This window comes from Saprospiraceae bacterium (genome assembly GCA_016712145.1).
Taxonomy (GTDB): Bacteria; Bacteroidota; Bacteroidia; order Chitinophagales; family Saprospiraceae; genus Vicinibacter.
Map to the genome: position 1 here is coordinate 229,564 of JADJRO010000003.1, position 22,559 is coordinate 252,122.

Here is a 22,559-nt window from a genome sequence, read left to right on the forward strand (position 1 = left end):
ATAAAAATCTTATTTTTATAAATATTTCCTAATATTTTCTGTTATCAACCCATGATTAAAAAGGTTGAATCTAATGGTAATAAATGATTCTTATTTTGCTTTAATTCACCTGGTAAATCAAGGTTGCAGCTTAAATTATAAACATTCTCCAAAGTTCCTGCACTATTTTTATCATATTTTTTATTACATGAAAGTAAACTTATAGTAATTAATATTTTGATTATAAATTTCATATTTTAAGTGGCCTATAACGTTTTGCAGATTTGCGATGGGCGGGTTTTTCAGCACAAATGCTTATTCGAAGATACAAACTTTTTGCAAACCCATAACTTTCTTCGGAGCACGAAACCCCGCCTATTGCAAATGTGCTGTTAGCAGTAGCCGTTTTCTGTCGTCCGATTAGAATACTGAATTTTCCTCTGTCCATTTGCCTTTGTCGTAACTTGAAAATATTGCAGCGTCAAGTAAGCAAGGATAAATTTTTGCTTGCTCACAAAGTTGCTGTATGCCGTCCGAAATAAATTGATAGTAATGCGGGTCAGAAAGTCCACCTGCTGTCAAATGAATAGGGAAATTGTTTTTGTTTAACCAGTCCGCAATTCTACTGTCAAGAGGAATTTCATATTTAGTTACTCCTAAAATTTGCAGAAAATTTCTTGACTGCTTTGGTCCGAAACCATTCACTTGTCTTTGGATTGTGTCTGCTAAACTTTGTTCCCAGTATTTGTCGTCAATAGTTACTTCGTAATGTGTAATCTCTTTGAGAATAAACCAGTCATTGTCAACGATGCTTTGAAGATTGTCTTTGAGTTGCTGTGCAATAATTGTAGTCCGTCTAAGTCCGCCAAAGTCAGAAAGAATTGTCTGTGCAACTTTGTCAAGTTGGGCAAAGTTGTCAAGGCAAAACTGTAAGCTAAGTGGAAACGGGTCAGTCCGACGTAACTGTGCAACCTTACTTGTCGGGCCAGATTTCTGTTGTGATGTCAGTAAGCAGGAAACAAGTGATTTCCAAACAACCTCTTTTGAGAAGTCCAGTCCGATTTTTTGAATATTTCTCCTGTCCCTTGTCCGCACAAATACATTGTCCTTATGCAAATTGTAAAAGTCAGTCGTCAACTGAACTTGCCAGTCGTCAACCTCCCAATTTATTGTCCAATGTCGTGGATGCTCTGTCGTCATACGGTTACTGCTAACGGTCTGGCGATACACGCTGGACCGCCAAACCAACGTTTACCAAAAGTAAAAAATAATTATTAATTACCGAAAAAATTAAAATAGAATCAAGAAGTTGAAGGCGGTATGGCGTGTGTAGCCTGTTACTGATTCGTGATGCTGTTCCAACAAGTGAAAAATTTAAGGATGTAAAATTAAGTGCGACGCAAAGTTGAATATAAAGCCAAACAAGAGCGATATGAATTCAGAGTACAATCATTCTGGCGTCCCTCTTGCATCATGTGAAGTAACGGTCTGGCAGTACACGCTGCACCGCCAAGGGGAAGCTAACCAAAAGTAAAAAATATTTATTAAACAACCGAAAAAAATTAGGAGTAAAACCTAAAATTGATAGCGGTGTAGCGTGTAGTGCCTGTTAGGGTCACGTGATGCTGTCCCAACAAGTGAAACTTTTTAAACTGCCAAAAAAATCCGCTGCAATTTATTTTTAAAGGCCAAGCAATAGCGACATGAATGGAACCCAAAAGCTTTCTTAAAAAAATTCTTGCATCATGTGCGCTAACGGTCTGGCAATACACGCTGCACCGCCAAACGCATTTAAACCAAAAGTAAAAAATTATTTTTATAACCGAGAAAAATTAAAAGTAAAACCAAAAGATGATAGCGGTGTAGCGTGTAGTGCCTGTTAGGGTCACGTGATGCTGTCCCAACAAGTGGAACTTTTTAAACTGCCAAAAAAATCCGCTGCAATTTATTTTTAAAGGCCAAGCAATAGCGACATTAATCAAACAAAAATGCTATCTTAAAAAAATTCTTGCATCATGTGCGCTAACGGTCTGGCAATACACGCTGCACTGCCAACCGCATTTAAACCAAAAGTAAAAAATTATTTTTATAACCGAGAAAAATTAAAAGTAAAACCAAAAGATGATAGCGGTGTAGCGTGTAGTGCCTGTTAGGGTCACGTGATGCTGTCCCAACAAGTGAAACATTTTAAACTGCCCAAAAAAAATCCGCTGCAATCAATTTTTGGAAGCCAAGCAATAGCGACATTAATCGAACCACTAAGCTTTCTTTAAAATATTCTTGCATCATGTGCGCTAACGGTCTGGCAATACACGCTGCACCGCCAAACGCAAGTTGACCAAAAGTAAAAAATAATTTTTAAAAACCGAAAAAATTAAGAGTAAAACCTAAAGTTGATAGCGGGGTAGCGAGTAGTGCCTGTTAGGGTCACGTGATGCTGTCCCAACAAGTGGAACTTTTTAAACTGCTAAAAAAAATCCGCTGCAATTTATTTTTAAAGGCCAAGCAATAGCGACATGAATCGAACCCAAAAGCTATCTTAAAAAATTCTTGCATCATGTGCGCTAACGGATTTGGCATAGACGCTGCACCGCCAAATGTTTAGCAGCCAAAAATAGGAAATTAGTTTTTCATTACTAAAAAAATTAAAAGAGAATTATTCATGATGCCTGGTGGGGTAGAGTCTATGCCGTGTTACTGGCGGTTTATTTATTGCTCTTTGAAATTAATTAAGACTTTTTGAATTTGAATTACTTTCTAATTTTCCTCATATTTATCGTTACGTTGTGTTTTCTAAACCAAGTGATATCTCCATTTTCCATTATTTCGTAATACTCAATTCCATGATAATATTTAGTTTTGAATATTGTTTTATTAGCGTTTAAGAATTCTATTTCTTTATATTCCACGGCAGAATTTAAAAATCCAAAATAGTAATTTTCATTTTCATGTTTAAACATTTGGCATTTTTCACCTTCACCTCCTCTTGGGATTACAATATCATTGTAGCGTAATGTATCCCTTGGTGTAAATATTTGCCAAATACCTAAATTACTTCTATGCCCTTTTTCAAAGGAATGGAATCTATTCAACTTCAATAACAATTTATGGATATCTATTGTATCACTTAAATTCAATTGTAATTTATAGAAGAGATCATTTAAACTTATATTTTGGTAGTTATCATCTATATCAAATTCTTGGGTATACATTCCACTGATAAAGTAATTGACCAAATCGTTATACTCAATGAGCCCCGATTTAAAACCTTTCATTATTATTGGAAATGTAAATTTTTCCATATCCAAATATTTTGTATGTACCCAAATATATGAAGCAATATATCCATTATTTCCACTTCTTTTTGGATCTGGAAATCCGTATTTATTAATATACATACTTGCTAAAATCAAATTGCGCTCAAAAATTGAATCATGGTTTCCACCTTTTTGCGCCAGTGTTTGATCAATTTGGTACAACTTATCCCAAAAAATTTTGTGCTGTTCAGGTGTTTTTAACTTATTTATAATTAATTTTAGTTCAGTAGTATCATGGAACTGACTACGAACTAAATCAATGTTTATAGTTAAGAATAATGAAATAATAAAAAATTTACTATTCATGAAATAATTTTAATAAATCGCCAGTAACGGGTTTGGGATAGACGCTGCACCGCCAAATCATTAGCAGCCAAAAATAAAGATTAAGTTTTTCATTACCGAAAAAAATTAAAAGTGAATGACTTTTGATGCTTGGCGTTGTAGAGTCTATGCCATGTTGGCAGCAGATTTTATCCGCTTTCACTGTTTGATAATCATTCCAGTTTTTCGTGTTCTATTATTGCTCCTTACCTCATAGAAGTAGATACTAGGTGGCAAAAGTTCCGTATTTATTGTAGCGTAGTTTGTAAATATTTGATCTAAAACACACTTTCCCATTAAATCATAAAGAGTAACCCTTGTTTGTATGTTGTTTAAGAATTGGAATGTAAGATTATCGAAAAAAGGATTCGGAAAAACTTTCAAATTTTCAGAAGCAGTCTGATCGTCAACACCTGTAATAATTAAATTGCAGTCCTGGTGCCATGCTGAATCCCTATTTCTATAGTAATATTGGTTTTTATAAAGACCAAGGATACTATCTTTATAGCATCTTAAAGGTCCAATACCTAAGGTGTGATGGACAACTGGAAACATGCCATATGTATTACCGATTCCTTCAATTACAAATCCAGAAAATCCAATAAGCAAGTCGGATACTAAATAATCAAAGCGTTTTCGCTGATGCCCATTAATTGTAATTGTGTCAACAGATAAAACTTTTACTACTGGCTGGACGAGTGCCCCATGAAAACAATTCAGTACGAATGTATCACCTTGTTGTGCATTAAAGTCATATATTAAACACCAACTCGTGCCACTATAAAAATAAACCCGGTTGCTATCTGAATATGTGTATTGTTGTGAGGTGTCCGACCAACCAGGTCCATAGTGTTCAATTATTGTTAAGATCTTACAACTTTGTCCATCTATAACTGTATCTGCAACCGACTCAAATGTTGTGAATGTTGTATAATTGGGATTGATTGTACCTTGTGTGTAAGTCCATTTTGCACCAATTGGAGCCCATGTCTGGGTTAAGGCTAGGTTCGGTAGAATAAGAAAAAGTAGAAGCGACTTCATGGTAAATAAAATTAGTTTTATACGATGCCTGTTGTTTTAAGTTAAATTTGCTGCCAACGGATTAGTATACACGCGGTACCGCTGCTTGGAAGCAGCCAAAGTTACGGATTACTTTTATTTTTTTTGTAAGCCAAAAGTAAAAAAATAAATACGGATCGGCGGGATCGAGTGTATACTGTGTTAGTGCCAGTGCTTTCTATAAGTTTAAGAGTTGCTCAATTTCTTTTTCCAAATTCGGAATGTCACGAACAATGATTGACCACACAATATCTTCTGAAACGCTATCATAACCGTGGCTAATTCTATTCCTAGTATCTACAATTTTCCGTGTATTTGTCAATTGAAATTCTGGCTTTACTTTTAATATTCTGTTTACAGCTTCACCAATAATTTCAATATTTCGTTCTATTGCCCGTTTAGTTTTTAAATCCTTTTGAAACTTCAAGAAATTTTTCTTGTCTGGCTGGAATTGATAAATTTCTTGTATTGCTTGTTTAATATCGTTAAGCCAAACCTTAATATCATTTTCCATAGATAAGTACTTTAGTCTGATCTATTTCTTTTCTTAAGTAGGGATTTTTAATTGCTTTTTGTTCCAACAGATCAATATGTCTTTTGAACAGATTTTCAAGTTGTAATTTAAGGCTGAAATAATAGTCAGAATAATTAATAGGATCACTTTCGTCAATATCAACGACTAAATCAATGTCGCTGTCTAAGTTAAATTTGTCAGTTGTAACTGAGCCAAATGCAAAGAGAGCTTTTACTTTGTTGGAAAGGCAAAGTTTATTTATTTGATCTATATGTGTATTAATTTCTTTCATTACTAGTGCAAAGTTACGTATTTATTAGGATATATTATGGCATTGGCAGTAACGGTCTGGCAATACACGCTGCACCGCCAAACGCAAGTTGACCAAAAGTAAAAAATAATTTTTACAAACCGAAAAAATTAAGAGTAAAACCTAAAGTTGATAGCGGGGTAGCGTGTAGTGCCTGTTAGGGTCACGTGATGCTGTCCCAACAAGTGGAACTTTTTAAACTGCTAAAAAAATCCGCTGCAATTTATTTTTAAAGGCCAAGCAATAGCGACATTAAACGAACCCAAAAGCTATCTTAAAAAAATTCTTGCATCATGTGCGCTAACGGTCTGGCAATACACGCTGCACCGCCAACCGCATTTAAACCAAAAGTAAAAAATTATTTTTATAACCGAGAAAAATTAAAAGTAAAACCAAAAGATGATAGCGGTGTAGCGTGTAGTGCCTGTTAGGGTCGCGTGATGCTGTCCCAACAAGTGAAACATTTTAAACCGCAATATTAAATCTGCTGCAATTGATTTTTAAAAGCCAAGCAATAGCGACAGTAATCGAACCCAAAAGCTATCTTAAAAAAATTCTTGCATCATGTGCGCTAACGGTCTGTCTATACACGCTGGACCGCCAAACGAACGTTAACCAAAAGTAAAAAATAAATTTTAAATACCGAAAAAATTTAAAATAGAATCCGGGAGTTGAAGGCGCTATGGCGTGTGTAGCCTGTTACTGATTCGTGATGCTGTTCCAACAAGTGAAAAATTTAAGGATGTAAAATTAAAATCGACGCAAAGTTGAATATAAAGCCAAACAAGAGCGATATGAATTCAGAGCACAATCATTTTGGCGTCCCTCTTGCATCATGTGCAGTAACGTTTTCGGGCTTGGCGAAGGTGGCGATTTTCAGCACAAATGTTGATGCGGAGAACCAATGTTTGATTAACCACAAATGTGTTTGCGGAGCACTGAACCGCCACTTTTGCCAAACCCGTGTTATAGCCAGTGGTTCTTTCTCGTCCGTTAGTTTTCATTATATCCAAATTGTCTGCTTCGTAAAACTTCTTTCCACCAACTTTCTCTGTCAATTATGGTTTGGTCGTCTGTAGTTGATTTATAAATGTCAAGAATTGAGTATCTGAAATTTTGTTTTATATGATCAAATGCTAATGCTTTAAGTCCAATATTACCACCGTGTCCATTGTTTACGTAGGCTCTCCAACGTCCTAAAATCATATGTTCACCGTAGGCGGAACCAACATACATTTTTCCATTTGAAATGTCGGTCATTAGGTAAACACCTTTTTGGTTTTGAAGTGCAGTTTTCCAATTGTCCTTTTCGATTACTCTTCTTAACTCGTCCCAAGAAATATTTACCTTTTCATAACCAGGAAATAAGTCATTGTCAAAAGTGTCAGGTAAAATTTGAGATACATAACAGTCGTCAATTACTGATTCGGCATTACGAATCATTGTCTGTGCTTTGTTCTTAAATTTTACGATTAAACGACCAACATATTTTTTGTATTCGGGCAGGTCTTGATATTCATAGCCAACGCCATTGAGTATATTCAAGTCCTTAGTTACTTGTCCAATATGAAACAACAACCAAAAATCTTCATTTGGCTTTATCTTAACGAGTCCAACCGTGATTTGCCCCGCTTTGTATGATTTGTTTTTGTTGTAATTCCAATATTGCCCATCAAGCATTGTTGAAATGTCACCATTTTTAAAAAGTTCAATCGGATTCCAATTCTGGGCAAACATCAAATTGAAACGAATCTTAACATTATTAATGTTATCAAGTCGTAATAAGTCGTTTAATTTAATGCTGTCCATTTTCTACAATTTGTTGTTTCGCTTATTTTTATTCTTGGTCTGTTGGTATGTGTTTGTCCTTGCAATATTTTTCTACTTCTGTGTCGTTTGCAAAGTAGTCGTCACAAAATTCGTCAAGTTCTTTTTCTGCTCCGGGAACATACTTTTCGTCTGCGGTCATTAGTTTTTCTGTGTGCACAATAAATGATTTAAATTTCTCATTCATTTTACAAAGTTTATCTATGGTCTTGAAGTCCAAGTTGCGATACTTTGGTTGAAAGAGAACTTTGCTTTGATACGGATTTGCATTTAATTCAATAACTCCAATTCCAAATGCCTGATTTAATCTTTCCATTTCTTCGGTTAAACTGTCGCTAAATTCAAACGCAACTAAATACCCGAAGTTTGCCCAACTTGAATTCGAAACCGCTTGAAAAAATGCTTTTTAAGTTCGCTGTCGCTATTGATTTCTTTTTTTATTTCGTATGAGCTAATTTTAAAGGTGTCAACTTGGTTAATTGCTTTAAGAAAATTTTGACTTTCCTTCGTTTGTAATTTCAAAAAACGAATACCAACCATATCGGGATGTGTCCATATTTGATTGTTATCAATACCTGTTTTTGATTCTTCGTGAAATATGGTCTTTGAATAGATACCTGTATTTTTCAAATAGCTACTTAGGAGTTTATGTAAATCTCTTTCGATATAGCTCGCTGTTTTGTCTGTCTTTTTTGTTGATACTGTAGTTGTGGATACTGTTGCACCGCTTAAAACATCAAGTCCAATGGTTTCTTCATTTTTTGTTAAGTAATAACCATAGCCGCCTCCTTCTTGTTTTATTCTTTTTACACGAGTGTCGCCATTTCGGATATATTCACCTAATGATGCTGATATTGTCGCTGCAGGTGTTTTCGCTGCACCAAAGTCGAAATACTTTTTAGCAATAATGTTATTACATACTTCTAAGTAATTAGTTATTCCACCTAAGTCCTCAAGACTCTTTAAAACAGCTTCTTTTATTGTCATAATATTTCGATTTTAGTTGTAATGTTCATTTGTCCTACCATTGGCTATAACGGTCTGGCAATACACGCTGCACCGCCAAACGCAAGTTGACCAAAAAGTAAAAAATAATTTTTACAAACCGAAAAAATTAAGAGTAAAACCTAAAGTTGATAGCGGGGTAGCGTGTAGTGCCTGTTAGGGTCACGTGATGCTGTCCCAACAAGTGGAACTTTTTAAACTGCTAAAAAAATCCGCTGCAATTTATTTTTAAAAGCCAAGCAATAGCGACATTAAACGAACCCAAAAGCTATCTTAAAAAAATTCTTGCATCATGTGCGCTAACGGATTAGTATAGACGCTGCATCGCCAAACCTTTCGTAACCAAAAGTATAAAATAAAATTTTCATTACAGGAAAAAATTAAAAGAGAATGATTTAGGATTCCTGGCGGTGTAGAGTCTATGCTGTGTTAGTGGCAGCCGTTTGGTTTTTCATTATTTATTTACTAGGCTTTTTATTATGATTTCTAAATGATTTGTTTTCTTAATACTAAAGATAAACTCATCCGTTGCTTCATACAATAATATTTTATTTGAATAAGCGCGACGTTTGTTGTCATTTAAAAATAGAACTAGTTTGTCTTCTTTGTTGTATTCTTCCCAACAACCTATAGCTTTTGGTTTACTAATTCTGTAAAAATCATTGCCAATACAAGGAACTGTTCTAGTAATCGTAATTTCTCTAAAAGAAGTTGATTCGAAATTCAATCTTGGTTTTCCTTTGTATACAGAGTCAATTACAAAATCATAAGTGCATTCGAATATACCGGGTTCATTAGTATTACAAGTAATAACTAATACAGAGCCAGATACAATCAGAATACTTTCTTTGCACAACACTTCTAATGCGACTCTATTAATTTGAGCTGAGCAATAAGTTAGAAAATTAAAAAATGTAATGATTAATAAAAAGTTGCTTGTTTTAAATGAGCGCATTAATCTGATGGTTTTTCTTTACAAATATTTCCTATCATTAGGTTGCCGCTAACGGTCTGGCAATACACGCTGCACCGCCAAACGCAAGTTGACCAAAAGTAAAATATAATTTTTAAAAACCGAAAAAATTAAGAGTAAAACCAAAAGATGATAGCGGGGTAGCGTGTATTGCCTGTTAGGGTCACGTGATGCTGTCCCAACAAGTGAAACGTTTTAAACTGCCAAAAAAATCCGCTGCAATTGATTTTTAAAACCAAGCAATAGCGACATTAATCGAACCACAAAATCAGATTTAAAAAATTCTTGCATCATGTGCGCTAACGGTCTGGCAATACACGCTGCACCGCCAAACGCAAGTTGACCAAAAGTAAAATATAATTTTTAAAAACCGAAAAAATTAAGAGTAAAACCTAAAGTTGATAGCGGGGTAGCGTGTAGTGCCTGTTAGGGTCACGTGATGCTGTCCCAACAAGTGAAACGTTTTAAACTGCCAAAAAAATCCGCTGCAATTGATTTTTAAAAGCCAAGCAATAGCGACATGAATCGAACCACTAAGCTTTCTTTAAAAAATTCTTGCATCATGTGCGCTAACGGTCTGGCAATACACGCTGCACCGCCAAACGCATTTAAACCAAAAGTAAAAAATTATTTTTATAACCGAGAAAAATTAAAAGTAAAACCAAAGATGATAGCGGTGTAGCGTGTAGTGCCTGTTAGGGTCACGTGATGCTGTCCCGACAAGTGAAACATTTTAAACCGCAATATTAAATCTGCTGCAATTCATTTTTAGAAGCCAAGCAATAGCGACATTAATCAAACAAAAATGCTATCTTTAAAAACCTCTTGCATCATGTGCGCTAACGGTCTGGCAATACACGCTGCACCGCCAAACGCAAGTTGACCAAAAGTAAAAAATAATTTTTAAAAACCGAAAAAATTAAGAGTAAAACCAAAAGTTGATAGCGGGGTAGCGTGTATTGCCTGTTAGGGTCACGTGATGCTGTCCCAACAAGTGAAACATTTTAAGCCGCAATATTAAATCTGTTGCAATTAATTTTTAAAGCCAAGCAATAGCGACATTAATCGAACCACTAAGCTTTCTTTAAAATATTCTTGCATCATGTGCGCTAACTCGTTTATACACGCTACAAAATATCTTTTAGCCAGCAATAGTGGTTGGCTAAGCGAAGCTTTGTTGCGTCTTATACAAATATAGGCATTTCTATAAATCATCATAGGGCATCTTGATTTTGGATAGGCTTTGCTCACTGACATGGGTGTAAATCATTGTAGTTTTTGGTGAATTGTGGCCTAGCAAACTTTGAATGTATCTTATGTCGGTTCCGCTTTCTAATAAATGGGTTGCAAAACTGTGCCTTAACCAATGCAGCGTTACGGGTTTTTTAATTCGGGCCTGGATCAAGGCTTCTTTTAATACCAATTGTAAACTTCTTGCACTGTAGGGCTCACCAATTCGTTGTCCTTCAAATAACCAGGTTTTTGGTTTGTACATTTTGAAATATTCCCTCAGCTCTTCAATTAATTTTACTGTGATCGGGACATACCGGTCTTTTTTACCTTTCGCTTGTCGAATAATTAAAAAATTCCTTTTAGAATCTACATCACTCAATCGTAAATTTAATAATTCACCGCATCGCAATCCACATGCATAAATGGTAACCAACATCATGCGATGTTTTTGATTACGTAAACTGCTCAATAACTGCTTTACTTCTTCTTTGCTTAAGACATTCGGTAATTTGCGCTCTCTGAAGGGTCTCTGAATGCTTTCAATTTCCATGCTTCGGTGTTCCATTCGCTCAAAAAATAGTTTCACGGCATTGATAAGCTGGTTTTGATAGGATCCTGATAGTTTTTCTCCAATAATCTTTTTATGATTAAACCGAATCAAATCATCCTGACTAATTTCTTCAATGGGTTTTCCACACCATGTCAGAAATTTTTGAATAAGCAGACAATAGGTATTAATCGTATTGCTTGAATAGCGTCGCTGTTCTAAATAGATTTTGAACGAGTCAAGAAATTTAGCATAACTGGCGTCTTTGCGAACTTCATTCTTTAATTCCCCAACAGCTTCCGCTTCCTTTATCATGCCTTGTTTTAAATAGTCGGCATATTGCTGAGTAAAGCCTGAATAATCCGGATAAAACTTGTGTTCTTTTATATGGTTTACTAAGGTTTTAAACCGCTGTTCTTCAAACTTTAAATAATAACATGATTTGGTTTTACTGAATAGGATGCCATCTAAACTTCGGACAAAATTTCTAATACCGGTATCCCGTTCAAACTGAATTCCAATACAGGCCATCTCCCGATGTTCAAAAAAAATAAGTTTTATGCGTTTCTTTTGATCTGCACTGAGTTCATGGAAATAGTTCCACGAAAAATAAAATAAGGCTATCATAATTGTTAGGGTTCATCTTTCAGTTCTCATGCCTTTATGCCTTCCTGTCTAATATGGCTTCGCCGTACCCAGTCCCATCCAGAATTGAGCATATCGGTGTGTGTTTGGGTGTTATTTTTCAAGGTAAAACTAATAAATACCTGGAAATTTACCAAGGTACCTTTTTGGCTTGCCTGGTAGAGAAAAGAAGCAAAAAAGCAAGGAACTAAGGAAGCAAAAAAATGCAACAATTCCTCCTATCAACTATCACCTAACAACTATCAACGAATTGGATTTCTCGCGAAGATGTGGAGACGTGGAGAAGCAAAGAAGCAAAGAAGCAAAGAAGCAAGGAAGCAAAGAAGCAAAGAAGCAAGGAAGCAAGGAAGCAAAAAAATGCAACAATTCCTCCTATCAACTATCACCTAACAACTATCAACGAATTGGATTTCTCGCGAAGACCCGGAGACGTGGAAAAGCAAAGATGTAAAGAAGCAAGGAAGCAAAATGGTTAGCGGCTGGCTATTTTATTTTTCTGGAGGAATGATGTATTCGGAGTATATATACATTTCCCCTTTGTGTTTTATAAAATATTCTGTAGTTTCCTTCAATCAATTCGCGAATTGATGGGTCTTCTTTCTCGGGAACAATTCTACCCGATTCAGGAAAATTTTGTAATTGATCTACTCTTAAAACGATCTTACTAATATATTGATTTGCATAGAATCTTGAATCCAAAGAAATGTATTCATGTATTGATTTGAGATCTTTTGTGGCTTTTTTACCCCATTTTATTTTTGCCATCGATTAACCATTTTCTTTAATGATTCATGGCTAATGGTTTTTCCTTCTTTGATATCCTTCAATCCCTCATCAATTTTTTCTATTACAATTAACTTTTCAAGAAAATCCTCCAATACAAATTCTCTTGGAAAATCATTCAATGTTGTAAGAACAGCGGATTTTTTCATAGCCTCAAAAATACAAACAATTTCTAAGGGAATTAAAAAATAAATACCAGTGCTATTGCATTTTCGGTTCGCTGCAATTACCTAACAACTTTCATCTATTTAAAAATTACATCTTTCCCCATATTTCTTCAACCAGGCTTCTGCTTTTTGGTATTCTGGCATTACTTTTTCCACCACTTTCCAATAAGCTGCAGAATGATTCATGTGTATCAGATGGGCTAATTCATGGACGATGATGTAGTCGGTTATAAATTGGGGTGTCAATAACAATCGGGAGGAGAGATTGATCGTTTTTTTTGTGCTGCAACTTCCCCAATTGCTGAGGTTTAATTTTAAACGGACTTGTTTAACTTCTTTCTTAAAAAAGCGATCGTTGATTTCGTGTACGCGTTTTGTTAATTCCGGTAAAAACACATTCGATAAAATGCGACTGATGATCGTACTGCATACTTGCTGTCTTTGACTGGCATTGATGCCTGCGGGTAATTCAATTTTAATAACAGGTCTTTCCAGTTTTCCCAATGCAGATTTGCGATCTGATTTTTCTTTTATTTCTAATATAAATTCGCGTTCCCGCAATTGAATTTTTTGACCTGTTTGATAGTCTTTAGGAGTATATCGTTGGCGCAATACAGGATCTTGTTCAAATTTTTTAATCACCCAATTCCTGGCCCATTCCTGGTTTTTTTCTTTTTGTGCTGAGGTCAGGAGGAGTGGCTGTCGTAAAATTGCGTGGTGCTTTCCAAGGCTGATTCGTACAGATTTCCGGTGTTCGTAAATGGTTTCAAGCCGGAGCTTTAACTCATTATAGTGAATGATCGAAAATTCGGATGCAATCTTAAGATTAGGCATGCTTTAATTCAAATTCTTTCATAATCTCTACCAATGCTTCTACACTATCTTGGGTCAAAGCATTGTACAAAGAGGCTCTGAATCCACCAACAGAGCGGTGACCGGCCAATCCAACGCAACCGCCTGACTTACACATTTCTAAAAAAGTGGACTCGAGTTCTGGTTTTTTAGCTGTAAAAACAACATTCATCCAACTGCGGTCTTCAGGATTGACCGGAGAGATGAAACAGGTGTTGCGATCAATTTCAGCATACAGGGTTTCTGCTTTCTTGCGATTGCGGGCTTCAATGCTTGCTAAACTTTGTGCTTTGATCCATCGAAGGGTTAACAGGGTCACATAAATTGGAAAAACCGGTGGGGTATTGTACATACTTTCTTTTTCCATTTGAACCGCATAGTTTAAAATGGTCGGAAATTTCCGTTGGGCCCGGTTGAGCAACTCTTTTTTGATCACCACCACAGTGACTCCGGCTGCACCCATATTCTTTTGAGCTCCTGCATAAATCAATGAAAATTTAGAAAAATCCAGCCGGCGGCTGAAAATATCGCTGGACATATCACAAATCAAAGGGATAGGTGATTCGGGCCAGCTGTGGTATTGGGTTCCGTAAATGGTGTTGTTAGAGGTAATGTGCAGATAGACCGCATCTTTCTGAATTTGATAGTTTTTTGGAATGTGTCTGAATTTATCCTCTTCCGAACTGGCAAGTACATTCACCTTGCCAAAATTTTTAGCCTCTTTTATGGCTCCACTGGCCCAAACTCCGGTGTTTATGTAACAAGCAGTTTCATTATCATTTAAAAGATTCATGGGAATCATAAAAAACTGGCTACTGGCACCTCCGGATAGAAGTAACACCGCATATTCATCGCCAATACCCATGAGTTCTTTGACTAGGTGCTCAACTTCGGCTACCACCGACTCAAACTGTTTCGTCCGATGAGAAATCTCCAATAAAGACAGTCCCATGCCCATGAAATCATGCAGGGATGCAGCAGCTTCTTCAATGACTTCTTTCGGTAAAATGGCCGGTCCGGCGTAAAAATTATGCTTTTTCATTGCTGAATTTATGCCGCAAAGTTAAACGCTTCCGGGTACCTGTGAAAGATATTATACTTTGTTTTAATGTGAAGATTTTTAAACGGTAAATAAGGGAATTCATCCTTTTAGATTGTGGTTTAAGATAATTCGTTCCTTTTGCCTTGCCCACCCATTTATTTTTGAATCCGAAAACGGAAAACTTTAAAATTATGGACAAGACCATCGTACACCTTTATACCCATGACCGCCAAATCCAAAATTTGGTATTGTTGGTAAATCGGCTGAGTTTATTTGTAGTGTTTTTTTGGTTTGGCTTGCTAAAAGTTCTTGGCTTGTCACCCGCTGAAGCGCTGGTAACACATCTTCACAATGAAACCATTGGAAACTTGCTGTCAGCGTCTAATTTCTGTTTGATTTTGGGAATAGTTGAATGTACCATCGGAATCCTTTGGTTGTTTCCTAAACTCACAAAATTTGCATTCTTCTTGTTTTCTGCACAAATGTGTACAACGTTTTTGCCTTTATTCTATTTGCCCGGTGACACCTGGCAAAATGGATTTGCATTGACACTTACAGGACAATACATCATTAAAAATGTCGTGTTGGTAGCCAGCGCAATGACCATCTTATTTTATCATCGAAATCAATCTACTCTTTAACTCATATTTTTTAGCTCATGAAACTCAATAACTTAAATGCTTTTTTTCTAATTCTTGGATTTTGCATAGCACAACAATCTGCTTCTGCGCAGGGTTGTGTAGCAGTTCGCCAAATGGGTGGACTGAATATGTGCTCATCCAGTTCCTACAATATTCACAAAGGTGATTTTCAAATTGGAACCAATTATCGATATTTCCATTCATGGAGACATTTTGTAGGTACCGAAGAACAACCACATCGTCAAACAACTGGTGGTGGTCACGATGCAAACGGGAATGAACGTGGCAATGCGGTTAATATTTATTCTCATGCATTGGATTTTAATTTTTCTGTTGGCTTGACCAATCGCCTTCAATTGAATGCTACCATTCCGTACGTTCACAACGAACGCTCACAAGTATTGCGCCAAACAACTCCTGTAAAAGATACGTTCCGCTACAGTGTATTCGCTTCAGGAATCGGTGATTTCAGAATCGGTTTAAATTATTGGGTGTTTAATCCTGAAACCGCAAGCAGAGGCAATCTGATGCTGGGCTTAGGGGTTAAATTGCCTACAGGTCGCTACGATGATACCGATAACAAAGTGCCTCAAACCAATGGGACTACTTTAGATTTTGTGGTAATGGATCAGGCATTGCAGCCTGGTGATGGAGGTTTGGGAATTTCTGTTGAATTGCAAGCTTTCAGACAACTGTTTAAAAATATTTATGGCTTTGCAAATGGCTATTACCTATTTAATCCTAAAGAATCGAATGGCGCGTATAAATCAGATCCAAATTTATATGTAAAAAATCCATTAGACACTAAAGTAAATATGGACACCTTTTTAGGTTATAATATTTATGCTTGTCCAGATCAGTATTTTGTAAGAGCCGGTGTGATGACTTCATTATTGAAGAACAATAACCTATCCGTTTCATTGGCTGCAAGATGGGAAGGAATTCCTGCTTACGATGCCTTCGGTGGACAAAACGCGTATCGCCGTCCTGGATACGTGGTGTCTATTGAGCCGGGTGTTGCATATCGTTTAGGAAATCACAGTTTCTCACTTTATGTACCAAAAAACTTCATCCGCAACAGAATTCAAAGTGCCAACGATATTACTACAACCAATACGCAGCGCACATTAAAACCAGATGCTGAAGCGGCCCATGGAGATGCTGCCTTTGCTGATTATTCGATTAGCTTTGGATATACCTACCGCTTTCATAGAATGTAATTAAAAATATAGAGAAACCCTAAACCGATGCGCCCAATAGAAGCCTGAAAAACGTATGTGATTTCGGGCTTCTGTTTTTTTGCTGCGAATGGTTTCATTTGCCACAGCCACCCACACATCGAATCTGGTTTGAACAACAAGATGTTTATGAATTACAGTCTTTTAAACCTGATATTTAAAAGCGTTGTTCTAATACAATAGTCTGTAGTTATCTGTTGTAAGAATTGACAAATAACTAGCAACAATTAATTAGTCCAACGGGATTATTATTTTTAATTCTAGCAGAGCGTGTAACTTTGCTGCAAGCACAGCCCATTTGAAATGCCCAGGATATCAATTACTGTTAAAAATGCCTTCGTTTATTTCTTATTGTTGATACTGACTTCAGTATTTCTTGGATATTCCATTTACAAGGTCAGTTCTAACAAAATTATTGAAAATGCCACGTTGTCATTAAATCATAATAACGAACTGGTATTGATTCAATTTAAAACGTTTTTGGATGATATTAGAAAAGACGTTTTGTTTTTGTCTAAAGATCCTTTTTTATACCAGTTTTTAGAAGAACCGGATCATTTAAAATTAAAAGAGAATCTTTCCAAAGAATACCTGGCGCTCTTATCAACCAAAAGTCATTACCTTCAGTTGCGATTTATTGGTGTAGACCAAAATGGCAAAGAGATCATTCGTGCAGAAAAGTTTTCCGATCGAATCGGATTGGTATCGGATGAACACTTGCAAATTAAAGGAGATCGCGATTATTTTCAGGAAACGGTTCGATTGCCTAAGGATTCCATCTACTTTTCAGATATTAATCTGAATCAGGAATTTGGTAAAATTATTCTTCCGATGGTTCCAACCATGCGGGTTGCTAAATCTATTTATCACAACGACAGCCTCTATGGAATCATTATCATCAATGTGGATCTGAGTTTTGTTTTTAATGAATTGAAAAAAACCGCGGGCAATCCTTACACACTCAATTTAATCAATTCAAAAGGTTATTTTTTAATCCATCCGGATAGTTCAAAATTGTTTGGATTTGAATTCAACAAATTACCTGAACTTGATTTTAGTAAGGGCAAGCAATCTGTTGAACAAATTAGTTCAGCACGTGCCAATGAATTGTTTTCCGTAAGAACGTATGAATATCCAAGGCAAAATGAGGTTTTATATTTTACACTGAGTGCATCGAAAGACATTTTATTATCTGTATTTAACCAGTGGAAACGGGACCTGTTTTTGTTGACAGGCATCATGACCTTGCTATCGCTGCTGATCGCAATTTGGTGGACCCAACGGCAGACCAAAGAATTTAAATCCATCGCACAAACAATTACAGATTTCGGTCGAAATCCGGAAATGGTAAATCTGGACATTGACCGCGACGATGAAATTGGGGATTTGGTTAATTCATTTAAAGACATGTCGGGCAAGATAAACCAACATTTGGATGAACTAAAAATTGCGCGATCGGAGGCCATTGAAGCCAATAAAGCAAAATCAGAATTTTTGGAAAACATGAGTCATGAGATCCGAAATCCCTTGCAATCCATTTTGGGAATGACCGGCATGTTGGAACAAAATAAGCCTCGACCCGATCAACAGGTTTTTATAGATACCTTGAAGTTTAGTTCGGAAACTTTATTGACATTGGTAAACGACATCCTGGATTATCGCAAATTAATTCATGGTCAAATTGAATTGCAGTACCAGGATATTTCCATGTCTGATTTCATTGAAAAAATAATTAAAAGCCATCTATATGATGCAGCAAGCAATAAAATTAAATTAAAATTTCATCTGGATCCGGAATTGGAACAAAAAATGTTTCAAACCGATCCTGTGCGTTTGGCACAGATTCTCCACAATTTAATATCAAATGCCATTCGGCATTCGGTTTCATTTGGGGAGGTGATTCTTGATTTGAATCGCGTCGCGGAAAATCAAGTTCAATTTTCTGTTAGAAATTTTGGCCCGTCTATTAGTGAAGAAAACATTCAAAACATCTTACAACAAAAGCAGGTAACAGGTTCCTCCCGATTGACTCAAAATGTAGGACTTGGATTGCCCATTGTAATCAATTTATTAAAACTATTTGATTCAGAACTTAAAATTGAATCGAATGCACAAAAAGGCACGAGCTTTAATTTTATTCTGACTCGAAGCATTTCAAATGCAGATGCCGTAAAAGGGGTATCTTCCGAGCAGTACCTCGATTTCAGCGAATTGATTTCTAAGGTAGCCTGTATCGATGACGATGTACAAAATTTATTTTATTACGAACAGTTATTCGAGCGATTTAATATTAAGTCTCATAATTTTCATTCAATGAATGAATTTTTTGAAGGAAATCCAAAGGATTTCGATCTGATCATTACCGATTTAAATTTTCAGGAGGATATTGCAACAAACAGAATTCAGGAATTTACTAAGGCACTTTCACTAAATGGAATCTTGCTTTTAATTACAGCTGCAGATGATCTGGTTGGATTGTCCAATTCCAGAGGCTTTGACGCGGTATTACAAAAACCAGTACAGGGTATTAAATTTTATCGCATGATTGGCGAACAACTTTTCCTGAAAAATTACAACCGCCCTGTATTTGAAAATGTTTACGCCAATTACGATTTCGAACACGATAAAATTAAAAAAGCACTCGAACTCACCTTGTCTGAGTGGAAAGAAATGTCGGTCAAATTAGTAAGCGCTATAAAGAAAGTGGATATAGAATTATTTGATAAAGTATATCACCGCATGATTAATACCTTGCGTACGTTTCAACTAAACACATTTCAAAAATTACTTGACGACTGCAGGCTTCAAATGATTACACCAAATTTTAATTCCAAATCACAACTTCCAAAAATCAATTTTGGATTAAAATCCTACCAGCAAATACTTGAGGATGAAATTGGAAAAATGAGAAAAGGTTGAGGGAATTACGAATTACGAATTACGGATTACGAATTATGGGAGCTTAGCGTACATCCCGCATACTTGTGGAAATATTTTAAAATTAAAAATTGATAAAAAAGCTTAACAGCTTAACAGCCCAATAGCCCAACAGCCTAACAGTCCAACAGCCTAACAATCCAACAGACTAACAGTCCAACAGCCTAACAGTCTAACAGTCTAACAGCCTAGCAGCCTAACAGCCTAGCAGCCTAACAGCCTAACAGCCTAACAGCCTAACAGCCTAACAGCCTAACAGTCTAACAGCCTAGCAGCCTAACAGCCTAACAGCCTAACAGCCCAACACCAATCACCTATTCAAAGCTCCTGAATTCGATTTAACAAATCTGCTTTGTATTTTTCTCCGATGGGAATGTGTTTGTCTTTAATGACCAGGTCATCTTGGAGGATGATTTGAATTTTTTTAATATTTACAATAAAAGAACGGTGCACGCGAACAAATTCTGCAGGCAATTTTTCTTCCAGTTCTTTCATGCTTATGAGATTCATCGTTTGACTTTGTTCTTGTATGAAGTTGGCATAATTTCCTTCTGATTTAATATACAAGACTTCATCAAAATTTATCCGGACCAATTTGAGTCCGTCTTTGACAAAAATTGTTTTGTCTTTTGAATGTGTTTTTGGAGCATCGTGACTTTGCAAGTCCATTCTTCCAAGCGCTTTCATAAAACGGTCAAAGCTCAAAGGTTTTACCAGAAAATCCAGGACTTGTTTGTATTCATAAGATTTTGCGGCAAATTCAGATTCTGAGGTAACCATGATGACGGGTAATTCCGCTTGCATGAGTTCGAGAAATTCCTGTCCTTTCATATCGGGCAAGTTATAATCCAGGAAAATGAGATCCAAGCCTCCGGCAGCCAATAGTTTAAGACCATCGGTAGCATTTTCAGCCTGGATGCAAAAGCTCACCAAGTCTGTTTTTGAACAAAAGTGCTTGATGAGATCCCCGATAAGCGGATCATCGTCAATTACCAGACAGCGTAGCCCCATAAAATCATTTCATTTATGCCATCAGGAATCATGCCATGATTTCAGATCAAAAACAGGCATGTTTATCAGAAAAACGCGGTATTTCGTAAAAAATCTGGCTTAGATGGGGTGTTTCAGAATAAATTTGTGAGGTAATTAGATTAAAGGATACCAAAAGAGGCCCTTAATTACAATTCCGCCAGAATCTTGAAGTAGCTTTTGACGGCACAATCAAAATATCTTTCTGAGTTAGTTTTGGATAACAATCTCAGTCATTCAAATATATAAAGCGTTAAGCTTCATGGTATTGGTTTTTGGATGACTGAGAGTTTTTTTTACGAATATCTGAACCCTGAGTCGATAAAAACCGAAATATGATAAGACAAACTACATTTACGCTGATCATTTTAGTCCTTTTAGGTACGAGCCAATCGTTTAGCCAAACTAAGAAATCAACGATTTACCTTCATTCAGTTGCCAATCAATGGCTTGACATTGCACTGGAGGCCACAGCCAATGAGGTGGATCGGGTAGGAGCAAAACCTACTATCCAATCCAGAACGCTTGGTTTAGCAGTAACTGCTATGTATGATGCCTGGGCAGCTTACGATGCTAAAGCAGTAAGTACTTGTATGGGTGGTAAATTGAGAAGACCGCTTGCAGAACGTACCCGTAAAAACAAAGAAATTGCCATTAGTTTTGCCGTTTATAGAGTATTGCAGGATATCTATCCGGTAGATAAAGCTTTCTTTGACAAGGAATTTAAAGCCAGGGGCTTTAATCCGGCCAATTTTACAACAGATCGCACCAAACCGGAAGGAATTGGAAATATCGTGGCCGCTGCCATTTTAAAAGACAGACATCACGATGGTTCCAATCAATTGGGAGATGAAATTGGTGGAAATGGCTCACAATATTCAGATTATACTTATTACAATCCGATAAATAGCTATAAAAAAGTCATCAATCCGGATAAATGGCATCCGCTTCCTTTTGTAGATGGGAAAGGAGATACCTTCCTGGTTAACTTTTTAACGCCACATTGGTATCGGGTAAAACCTTTTGGATTAAAACATTCAGCACAATTCCGTGCACCAGAATACCCAAAATTTGGATCAGAGCAATTGAAAAAAGAAGTCGATGAAGTTATTGATTTCAATGCCAATTTAACTGCTGAGCGCAAAGCTACTATTGAGTTTATGCGCGATGGACCTAGATCCACCGGACAATCCGGCCATTGGTTGCGTTTTGCGCAAATGGTTTCTTTAAGAGATAAAAACGATTTGGATCGCGATGTAAAAATGTATTTTGCAGTTGGGAATACTGCCATGGATGCTTTTATAGCATGTTGGGAAACCAAACGCTTTTATGACAGTTCCAGACCCTGGACCTTGGTTAGACAATATTATGCTGGCAAACAAATAAAAGGATGGGGTGGTCCGGATAAAGGAACAATTGACATGCCTGCAGAAATGTGGCATCCTTATTCACCGGCTAATTTTGTGTCTCCTCCATTTCCAGCGTATGTTTCTGGACATAGTACCGTAAGTGGAGCGTGTGCAAAAATGTTGGAATTATTTACCGGCTCTGATAAATTTGGAGAAACAGAAATTCGCCGTCCCGGTATTATTACAGAAACACCCGGAGATCCGGTGTCTTTGCCATTACCAACCTTTACAGCCACCGCAGACATGGCTGGAATCTCCAGAGTTTTAGGAGGTTACCACATACAGGCAGATAATATAGCCGGTTTAAAAATGGGTCGCGACATCGCTCAGTATTTGTGGAAAGATGTAATTCAAAAGTACTTTGATGGTACGTATAAAAAATAAACGAACCGTATAGGTTCAAAAAATTAATTTCAGGTTTAACAAGCAATGGTAGACTTTTAACGTAAAGTCTACCATTCTTTTTTAAAATCCTTCTCAAAGGACCTGTTTCAATAAACACTATATAATGTGCAATGTGAATTCAATTCTGCAATGTTTCAATCCTGCAATTCTGCAATCTTTCAATGCTACAATTTTTTAAAATATTAAAAAGAACTACTTCAATATTCATTGAAAATTGAGCATTGTTTATTGATCATTAATTCACATGCTTTGAAGAAAAATTTATAATGTTCAATGAACAATTATCAACTTCCTCCTATCAACTATTCTTCAGCCTCTAGCCC

General features: G+C 36.4%; 21 protein-coding genes and 1 pseudogene. 7 read left to right on the forward strand and 15 right to left on the reverse strand.

Features of this window, described 5'->3' with window-relative positions:
- Positions 1–44: 44 nt before the first annotated feature.
- Both IPK91_13565 and IPK91_13570 read right to left on the reverse strand, forming a co-directional pair.
- Positions 45–233 (reverse strand): hypothetical protein, encoded by a 189-nt coding sequence (locus IPK91_13565; protein ID MBK8298275.1) that lies wholly within the window; start codon positions 231–233, stop codon positions 45–47.
- Between the two features lie 166 nt (positions 234–399).
- Positions 400–1,179, reverse strand: coding sequence for a hypothetical protein (locus tag IPK91_13570; protein ID MBK8298276.1), 780 nt, complete (start codon positions 1,177–1,179; stop codon positions 400–402).
- Positions 1,180–1,724: 545 nt separating this feature from the next.
- On the opposite strand from IPK91_13570, the gene IPK91_13575 reads away from it, so the two are divergent.
- Positions 1,725–1,862: a hypothetical protein gene (locus IPK91_13575; protein MBK8298277.1), complete on the forward strand. Its 138-nt coding sequence runs from the start codon at positions 1,725–1,727 to the stop codon at positions 1,860–1,862.
- A gap of 132 nt (positions 1,863–1,994) precedes the next feature.
- A complete protein-coding gene (locus IPK91_13580; protein MBK8298278.1) occupies positions 1,995–2,132 on the forward strand; it encodes a hypothetical protein in 138 nt (45 codons plus the stop codon).
- A gap of 597 nt (positions 2,133–2,729) precedes the next feature.
- On the opposite strand, the gene IPK91_13585 is transcribed toward IPK91_13580, so the two are convergent.
- The 4 genes from IPK91_13585 to IPK91_13600 form a co-directional block, all read right to left on the reverse strand.
- Entirely contained in the window at positions 2,730–3,602 is an 873-nt protein-coding gene (locus IPK91_13585; protein ID MBK8298279.1) for a hypothetical protein, read from the reverse strand.
- Between the two features lie 177 nt (positions 3,603–3,779).
- Entirely contained in the window at positions 3,780–4,661 is an 882-nt protein-coding gene (locus IPK91_13590; protein ID MBK8298280.1) for a T9SS type A sorting domain-containing protein, read from the reverse strand.
- A 196-nt stretch (positions 4,662–4,857) separates the two neighbouring features.
- The gene (locus tag IPK91_13595) at positions 4,858–5,193 is read right to left on the reverse strand and encodes a DUF86 domain-containing protein (protein ID MBK8298281.1); all 336 of its coding nucleotides are present in this window, start codon (positions 5,191–5,193) and stop codon (positions 4,858–4,860) included.
- Complete coding sequence (locus IPK91_13600; protein MBK8298282.1) at positions 5,183–5,485, reverse strand: nucleotidyltransferase domain-containing protein; 303 nt, start codon at positions 5,483–5,485, stop codon at positions 5,183–5,185. The genes IPK91_13595 and IPK91_13600 overlap by 11 nt, the downstream gene beginning before the upstream one ends.
- A gap of 311 nt (positions 5,486–5,796) precedes the next feature.
- Between IPK91_13600 and IPK91_13605 the strand changes: the two genes are divergently transcribed.
- Positions 5,797–5,934, forward strand: a complete 138-nt coding sequence (locus IPK91_13605; protein ID MBK8298283.1) for a hypothetical protein — start codon at positions 5,797–5,799, stop codon at positions 5,932–5,934.
- A gap of 562 nt (positions 5,935–6,496) precedes the next feature.
- Here IPK91_13605 and IPK91_13610 read toward each other — a convergent pair.
- The 8 genes and pseudogenes from IPK91_13610 to serC all read right to left on the reverse strand — a co-directional run bounded on the left by IPK91_13610 (position 6,497) and on the right by serC (position 14,577).
- A complete protein-coding gene (locus tag IPK91_13610; GenBank protein ID MBK8298284.1) occupies positions 6,497–7,312 on the reverse strand; it encodes a GIY-YIG nuclease family protein in 816 nt (271 codons plus the stop codon).
- Positions 7,313–7,340: 28 nt separating this feature from the next.
- Positions 7,341–8,317: pseudogene (locus IPK91_13615) on the reverse strand (hypothetical protein).
- Positions 8,318–8,789: 472 nt separating this feature from the next.
- The gene (locus IPK91_13620; GenBank protein ID MBK8298285.1) at positions 8,790–9,290 is read right to left on the reverse strand and encodes a hypothetical protein; all 501 of its coding nucleotides are present in this window, start codon (positions 9,288–9,290) and stop codon (positions 8,790–8,792) included.
- A 1,222-nt stretch (positions 9,291–10,512) separates the two neighbouring features.
- The gene (locus tag IPK91_13625) at positions 10,513–11,715 is read right to left on the reverse strand and encodes a tyrosine-type recombinase/integrase (GenBank protein ID MBK8298286.1); all 1,203 of its coding nucleotides are present in this window, start codon (positions 11,713–11,715) and stop codon (positions 10,513–10,515) included.
- A 501-nt stretch (positions 11,716–12,216) separates the two neighbouring features.
- A complete protein-coding gene (locus IPK91_13630) occupies positions 12,217–12,498 on the reverse strand; it encodes a type II toxin-antitoxin system RelE/ParE family toxin (protein ID MBK8298287.1) in 282 nt (93 codons plus the stop codon).
- Complete coding sequence (locus tag IPK91_13635) at positions 12,486–12,665, reverse strand: hypothetical protein (protein MBK8298288.1); 180 nt, start codon at positions 12,663–12,665, stop codon at positions 12,486–12,488. The genes IPK91_13630 and IPK91_13635 overlap by 13 nt, the downstream gene beginning before the upstream one ends.
- Before the next feature lie 99 nt (positions 12,666–12,764).
- The gene (locus IPK91_13640; GenBank protein MBK8298289.1) at positions 12,765–13,517 is read right to left on the reverse strand and encodes a M48 family metallopeptidase; all 753 of its coding nucleotides are present in this window, start codon (positions 13,515–13,517) and stop codon (positions 12,765–12,767) included.
- Positions 13,510–14,577 carry a 3-phosphoserine/phosphohydroxythreonine transaminase gene (gene serC, locus IPK91_13645; GenBank protein MBK8298290.1) on the reverse strand — a complete coding sequence of 356 codons (1,068 nt, stop codon included), beginning with the start codon at positions 14,575–14,577 and terminating at the stop codon, positions 13,510–13,512. The genes IPK91_13640 and serC overlap by 8 nt, the downstream gene beginning before the upstream one ends.
- Positions 14,578–14,768: 191 nt before the next feature.
- Between serC and IPK91_13650 the strand changes: the two genes are divergently transcribed.
- The 3 genes from IPK91_13650 (at position 14,769) to IPK91_13660 (ending at position 19,375) form a co-directional block, all read left to right on the forward strand.
- Positions 14,769–15,218, forward strand: coding sequence for a hypothetical protein (locus tag IPK91_13650; GenBank protein ID MBK8298291.1), 450 nt, complete (start codon positions 14,769–14,771; stop codon positions 15,216–15,218).
- 17 nt (positions 15,219–15,235) lie between these two features.
- Complete coding sequence (locus IPK91_13655) at positions 15,236–16,438, forward strand: hypothetical protein (protein MBK8298292.1); 1,203 nt, start codon at positions 15,236–15,238, stop codon at positions 16,436–16,438.
- A gap of 321 nt (positions 16,439–16,759) precedes the next feature.
- Entirely contained in the window at positions 16,760–19,375 is a 2,616-nt protein-coding gene (locus IPK91_13660; GenBank protein ID MBK8298293.1) for a hypothetical protein, read from the forward strand.
- A 336-nt stretch (positions 19,376–19,711) separates the two neighbouring features.
- On the opposite strand, the gene IPK91_13665 is transcribed toward IPK91_13660, so the two are convergent.
- The gene (locus tag IPK91_13665) at positions 19,712–20,404 is read right to left on the reverse strand and encodes a response regulator transcription factor (protein MBK8298294.1); all 693 of its coding nucleotides are present in this window, start codon (positions 20,402–20,404) and stop codon (positions 19,712–19,714) included.
- 353 nt (positions 20,405–20,757) lie between these two features.
- Between IPK91_13665 and IPK91_13670 the strand changes: the two genes are divergently transcribed.
- Complete coding sequence (locus tag IPK91_13670) at positions 20,758–22,215, forward strand: vanadium-dependent haloperoxidase (protein MBK8298295.1); 1,458 nt, start codon at positions 20,758–20,760, stop codon at positions 22,213–22,215.
- Positions 22,216–22,559 lie beyond the last annotated feature (344 nt).

Bases quoted from the DNA above. Each gene is read 5' to 3' on its own strand.
- serC (MBK8298290.1), bottom strand. From the start codon at position 14,577: ATGAAAAAGCATAATTTTTACGCCGGACCGGCCATTTTACCGAAAGAA.
- IPK91_13605 (MBK8298283.1), top strand. From the start codon at position 5,797: ATGTGCGCTAACGGTCTGGCAATACACGCTGCACCGCCAACCGCATTT.
- IPK91_13655 (MBK8298292.1), top strand. From the start codon at position 15,236: ATGAAACTCAATAACTTAAATGCTTTTTTTCTAATTCTTGGATTTTGC.
- IPK91_13600 (MBK8298282.1), bottom strand. From the start codon at position 5,485: ATGAAAGAAATTAATACACATATAGATCAAATAAATAAACTTTGCCTT.
- IPK91_13575 (MBK8298277.1), top strand. From the start codon at position 1,725: ATGTGCGCTAACGGTCTGGCAATACACGCTGCACCGCCAAACGCATTT.
- IPK91_13625 (MBK8298286.1), bottom strand. From the start codon at position 11,715: ATGATAGCCTTATTTTATTTTTCGTGGAACTATTTCCATGAACTCAGT.
- IPK91_13640 (MBK8298289.1), bottom strand. From the start codon at position 13,517: ATGCCTAATCTTAAGATTGCATCCGAATTTTCGATCATTCACTATAAT.
- IPK91_13590 (MBK8298280.1), bottom strand. From the start codon at position 4,661: ATGAAGTCGCTTCTACTTTTTCTTATTCTACCGAACCTAGCCTTAACC.
- IPK91_13620 (MBK8298285.1), bottom strand. From the start codon at position 9,290: ATGCGCTCATTTAAAACAAGCAACTTTTTATTAATCATTACATTTTTT.
- IPK91_13570 (MBK8298276.1), bottom strand. From the start codon at position 1,179: ATGACGACAGAGCATCCACGACATTGGACAATAAATTGGGAGGTTGAC.
- IPK91_13610 (MBK8298284.1), bottom strand. From the start codon at position 7,312: ATGGACAGCATTAAATTAAACGACTTATTACGACTTGATAACATTAAT.
- IPK91_13665 (MBK8298294.1), bottom strand. From the start codon at position 20,404: ATGGGGCTACGCTGTCTGGTAATTGACGATGATCCGCTTATCGGGGAT.
- IPK91_13595 (MBK8298281.1), bottom strand. From the start codon at position 5,193: ATGGAAAATGATATTAAGGTTTGGCTTAACGATATTAAACAAGCAATA.
- IPK91_13635 (MBK8298288.1), bottom strand. From the start codon at position 12,665: ATGAAAAAATCCGCTGTTCTTACAACATTGAATGATTTTCCAAGAGAA.
- IPK91_13630 (MBK8298287.1), bottom strand. From the start codon at position 12,498: ATGGCAAAAATAAAATGGGGTAAAAAAGCCACAAAAGATCTCAAATCA.
- IPK91_13585 (MBK8298279.1), bottom strand. From the start codon at position 3,602: ATGAATAGTAAATTTTTTATTATTTCATTATTCTTAACTATAAACATT.
- IPK91_13670 (MBK8298295.1), top strand. From the start codon at position 20,758: ATGATAAGACAAACTACATTTACGCTGATCATTTTAGTCCTTTTAGGT.
- IPK91_13565 (MBK8298275.1), bottom strand. From the start codon at position 233: ATGAAATTTATAATCAAAATATTAATTACTATAAGTTTACTTTCATGT.
- IPK91_13650 (MBK8298291.1), top strand. From the start codon at position 14,769: ATGGACAAGACCATCGTACACCTTTATACCCATGACCGCCAAATCCAA.
- IPK91_13580 (MBK8298278.1), top strand. From the start codon at position 1,995: ATGTGCGCTAACGGTCTGGCAATACACGCTGCACTGCCAACCGCATTT.
- IPK91_13660 (MBK8298293.1), top strand. From the start codon at position 16,760: ATGCCCAGGATATCAATTACTGTTAAAAATGCCTTCGTTTATTTCTTA.